Annotated in this window: 5 protein-coding genes; all 5 read right to left on the reverse strand. The window is 30.6% G+C overall.

Annotated features, from left to right (window positions below):
- Positions 1 to 428 (reverse strand): class I tRNA ligase family protein (locus ACKI4K_RS00805; RefSeq protein WP_407421309.1); only part of this gene is annotated, 428 nt, incomplete at its 3' end.
- Between the two features lie 11 nt (positions 429 to 439).
- Entirely contained in the window at positions 440 to 1,228 is a 789-nt protein-coding gene (locus ACKI4K_RS00810) for an NAD+ synthase (protein ID WP_407421317.1), read from the reverse strand.
- A gap of 401 nt (positions 1,229 to 1,629) precedes the next feature.
- Positions 1,630 to 2,388 carry an ABC transporter ATP-binding protein gene (locus ACKI4K_RS00815; RefSeq protein WP_407421311.1) on the reverse strand — a complete coding sequence of 253 codons (759 nt, stop codon included), beginning with the start codon at positions 2,386 to 2,388 and terminating at the stop codon, positions 1,630 to 1,632.
- Positions 2,389 to 2,397: 9 nt separating this feature from the next.
- Complete coding sequence (locus ACKI4K_RS00820) at positions 2,398 to 3,150, reverse strand: ABC transporter permease (protein ID WP_407421313.1); 753 nt, start codon at positions 3,148 to 3,150, stop codon at positions 2,398 to 2,400.
- A gap of 33 nt (positions 3,151 to 3,183) precedes the next feature.
- Entirely contained in the window at positions 3,184 to 4,131 is a 948-nt protein-coding gene (locus ACKI4K_RS00825) for an ABC transporter substrate-binding protein (RefSeq protein ID WP_407421315.1), read from the reverse strand.
- Positions 4,132 to 5,065: the final 934 nt, after the last annotated feature.

The raw sequence follows: 5,065 nt of genomic DNA on the forward strand, positions 1-5,065 counted from the left end.
AATTCACGTCTCCAATCGATTGAATAACCCATCTCTTCCATCACTTCATGATATTCTGTGGAGAAATATTTCACAATGTATTCCGGATCTTCTAGTTTGGGCAAGGTTTCTTTTGGAACGCCGTGGACTCTTTCGTACAAGTCAAGTGTCCAAGGGTCTTTTCTTTTAATCCTATCGGCAATTCCAATAACCGGAGCACCGGTTACGTGCCATGCCATTGGGAACAATACATTGTACCCTTCCATTCTTTTAAATCTGGCATAGACGTCAGGAACTGTGTAAGTACGTCCGTGACCTATATGCATAGCTCCACTAGGATATGGGAAAGCTACTGTAAGGAATAATTTTTCTCTTTCATCGGGATTAGATTCAAATAGCTTTGCATCTGCCCATTTTTTCTGCCATTTTTTTTCTATGTTTTCGCTCACCAAATCACCATTCATAAGATTGTTTTTTGAGGACTTTCAGGAACTTCGCTTTTGTGTTTGTTCCTGTTTATTTTATTAATAATCATATCAACATCATCGACGGGGATTTCTACTATTTCGGAGATTTCTTCATCCCCTTTATTGTTTTCACAGTATTGATAGAGAATTTGATCAATTAAGTCATAGGACATTCCAATTTCAGCTTCATCTGTCTGATTGTTCCATAATCCAGCACGTGGCGGCTTATCTATGATTTCTTGGGGAACGCCCATATTTTCACTTAATTTATAAACATCAGTTTTGTATAAATCTCCAATCGGTTCAATATCACATGCGCCGTCTCCATGTTTTGTAAAGTAACCGATTAGGATTTCGCTTTTATTGCCGGTTCCACTAACCAGGTAGTTTTTCTGATTTGCAAAGTAATAAATGATTGACATTCTAATTCTAGCTTTAAGGTTTCCAATAGCCAAATTATTTTCTTCAAGCTGTGTCATTAATAAAAATTCATTCAGGATACTGTCAATAGCAATCTCTTTGTAATCAATTCCCAAACCTTGGGCTATTGAAATTCCATGAATTTTATCTTCTGTTGGTGTTGTTGTGGATGGCATTATAATTCCAAATACATTTTCTTTTCCAACCGCTTCACATGCTAAATATGCTACTAATGTTGAATCAATTCCTCCGCTCAAACCGACAACAATCCCATCGGTTTTTGCTTCTGATATTTTTGATTGAATGAATTTAATAATATCATCTTTTGTTTTTTCTATGTTTAATTCTGGAATTTTGCTAATATTATCACCAACCTAATCATTCATTAGTAATTATTATGTTGTTTTTAATTTATAAAGTATGTTAAAATACTGACTTAATTTTTGAAAGATAATTTCAGGCAATGGTATTTTGAATTGAATGAAAATTCATAAAGTTACCTAAATAATAAATAAAAATTATAAATCTGGAAAAAGGATTCTCCACATTTTTTGGCCTTTTTTTAGTCAAGGTACATTATGCAGCCGACAATATCAAGAGAATAGCTATTTTTTATAAAAATCAAATGGGTTTTCTAAAATGAATATTATAATAACTAAATTACTGCATGGCTGTTACTAATAATGGAATTAGCCTATATGTGCAGGAATACCACGACTTCTGTAAGTCGTGGTAGTTCAATGGACAGACACATAAGATGAAATCACTCGTCTTCTAATTCTCCAATTTCTTGAGTAATTTCACATACTAAATCTTCAAATTCTTGATCATCCCTCTGTCTTGGATGCTCTATATCAATTTCAAAAATTTTCTTGACTCTTCCGGGTCCTTTAGAAAGAACGACAATTTCATCTGATAAGAATACCGCTTCATTGATATCGTGTGTAACGAGAATGATTGTCTTATTTTTTTCTCGACAAATTTTATAAATTTGTTTTTGCAGTTTGTGTCTTGTATGCACATCTAATGCACTAAAGGATTCATCCATCAATAAACTTTTAGAATCATTAATTATAGACCGAATTATTGCAACTCTTTGTTTCATACCTCCAGATAATTCATGAGGATAGCTATTTGCAAAATCTTCTAGTCCAACAGTCTCAAGATATTCCATTGCACGTTTCCTATTTTCTTTTTCAGGTTTTCCATTGATACCTAATCCAAATATTACATTATCAATGACATTTAACCAAGGGAAGAGAGAATAGTTCTGGAATATAAATCCTCTTTGGCTGGAAGGTTCTGTCACTATTTCTCCATCATCTTTAATAGTACCTTCTGTAGGTTTTTCAAACCCCTCTATTAGACGCAGCAATGTTGTTTTTCCGCAACCTGACGGACCTACAAAAGATACAAATTTTCCTGTTTCAATAGTAAGGTTAATATCCTTTAATGCAATTACATCTTCTTTATCATCGTCTGATACAAAAACTTTCGATATATTTTCTATTTCAAATGTCATATCATCACCTTACCAGAATATTCTTTCCTGTACTTTTGTAAAAATATAATCAAAGATTATGCCAATTATACCAATTACCAACATTCCAACTACTGTTGAACCTGTATCAAACAGATTTGTAGATGTTAAAATCATATATCCTATACCAGAACTGGATCCAATCATCTCACCGGAAATTGTACACATCAGAGCAATACCTATTGCCACTTTAAGTCCTGATACAATATAGGGTAAACTTGACGGTACGATTACTTCAGTTAAAATCTGTGAGCTTGATGCTCCAAATGATTCTGCTGCCTCTATTAAAACAGGATCTGTTCTATGTACTCCATCAATTGTTGAAATCAGTATTGGAAAAACACATCCTATGAAAATTATGAATACTGCCGGCCCTATTCCAATACCAAACCACATTATTGAAAAAGGAATCCATGCAATTGGTGGAATAGGTCTTAAAATACTAATAACTAATTTACATAATGTTTCTAATCGTTTAGACCAACCTAATAGTATACCAAATGTTATACCAACCAATGATGCCAGTAACATACCAAACAATACTTTATAAAGTGTATCAAAGACATCTTTAAAAAGTTTGCCTGAAACAACTAACTTGACAAAGGAATTTATAACATCCGTTGGTCCGGGAAACATGTAATCCGGAACTAGTTGAAATACATCACAAATCAAATACCAGATTATTATTAAAATAATAGGTAATATTATCATCTCTTTTGTATATTCATTTTTAAATCTCTTCATATTAAAAACCTTTTTGTAAACTTTAGATATAATTTAAATTGTCCCAAATAATTCGTCTTGAGGTAATGTTTCATTAATTATTCCCAAATCTTTTTCAATATTCATGAAACGATACAAATTTGCCTTATAAGTATCATTTAAATCACTTACCCATTTAGTATGATTTAAACTTTGTTTTTCAATTTCAGAATTAGGAACAATATGCGGCGGCAAATATTGTACCATCCCTTCAGGATTTGCCTTTATTTTCTCTGTTGCTCTTTTATGAATGTCTAGAACTTTACTTGCTTTGTTTAAATTATTTGATGTAAATTTTTCATTCATCACTACAACACAACATGGATGATCGGGTAAGATATCTGCAGAACTTTCCACCAAAGTCTGATTATTAATTTCCTTTGAAATTGTAACATAAGGTTCATATGTTAACATTGCATCGATACTTGCTGTTCTTAATGCATCATTCATTGAAGAAACCTTCATAGTGGGACTTTCAACATCAGAAATATTCATTCCATTTTTCTTCAAATCATATTTTAACAATACACTTTGTATTGATGATTCACCGGGTGTAGCTACTATCTTACCTTTTAAATCAGAGACAGACTTAACTGATGAATCATCGGAAAGCAAACCACTTCCCTCATTTTGAACTCCTGCAACAATTTTTATAGGTACTCCTTTAGATATGGAATATATTACTGGAGTTATTCCAGCGTAACCAACATCCAAATCACCACTGGCCATTGCACTCATCATATCTCCACCATTATTATATTCATATAATTTCACATCAATTCCCGCATCTTTAAACATTCCTGTAGCATTTGCGACAAATAATGCGGCGTCATGGTCTGTAGGTAAATATCCAATATGGACAGTATCTGCATCATCATCAGACATAGCATATAACGTGAAAATAATTAGTAGAAAAATCACTATCGCTATAGTTAGTCCAATAATTCTTCTATTTTTTGACATAATATTGACTCCTAAAATGTATTATCATTTGTTTAGAAACGATGGTTATATTTTAGGACTATTTCCAATAAATAATTTCTTTATTGGATTAAATTATAAACTTGTAGTTTATTTTGAATATATTTTTCTAAAAATTAGTTAATTATAACTGTAGGGGATATAAATAGTTATTTAGCACAACCAAGCTAAAATATTTCTCAAAATTTATTTTCATGTATTTTGTCAAAAAATGTAGGTGTTGGTATTAATATTATTTTCATAAAATTACCAAAAATAATTATTGAAAACTCATTAGCTCATCTGGGTGTAGGCCGAGAAGTCATATGGTTACAGTTTCTTGAAGCATATTCGGTAAATCATTAAAAAAATAATTTGCCATAAAACATCATACAAACTAAATTTTCATGGTTCAAGGATTTAAGAAATATTATTTGCAATTTCAACAATAAATTATGGCAATTATTTAAAATAAATTGTTAATATTGAAATTGATGTTTGCAATAATGCTAAAATAACTAACTTTATATACTATAAGAAATTAAAATAACATTTAGTAACTAAAAGTTGTCTGTCTTATTTTCATATACTAACCATTTTTCCGTGGACAATTTGTAAAATAAAGTATTTTTTCATCAATAATAAACCTTTTTTATGTTCGTGCATATCCGAACAAATCGGAATTTCATATACTAACCTAAAAAAACTAACGCCACTTAAAATCATATAGTAACCATTAAAAACTAATGTAAAATTTGAAAGAATAAAGAAATCATGCATTTTTGATTTTATTTTTAAATTTAACAAGTATAATTCAAGTATTCAAATCAGTTATTTTTTTTTAAATTGATATTTGATGATTAATTTAGGGTATATTGCCTTATTAATGAAAAATTTTAGGGAAAAATTGTAAAGTAAAAATTGGAAAAAATGTAAA

Origin of the sequence: Methanobrevibacter sp. (assembly GCF_045644645.1) — an archaeon.
Lineage (GTDB): Archaea > Methanobacteriota > Methanobacteria > Methanobacteriales > Methanobacteriaceae > Methanocatella.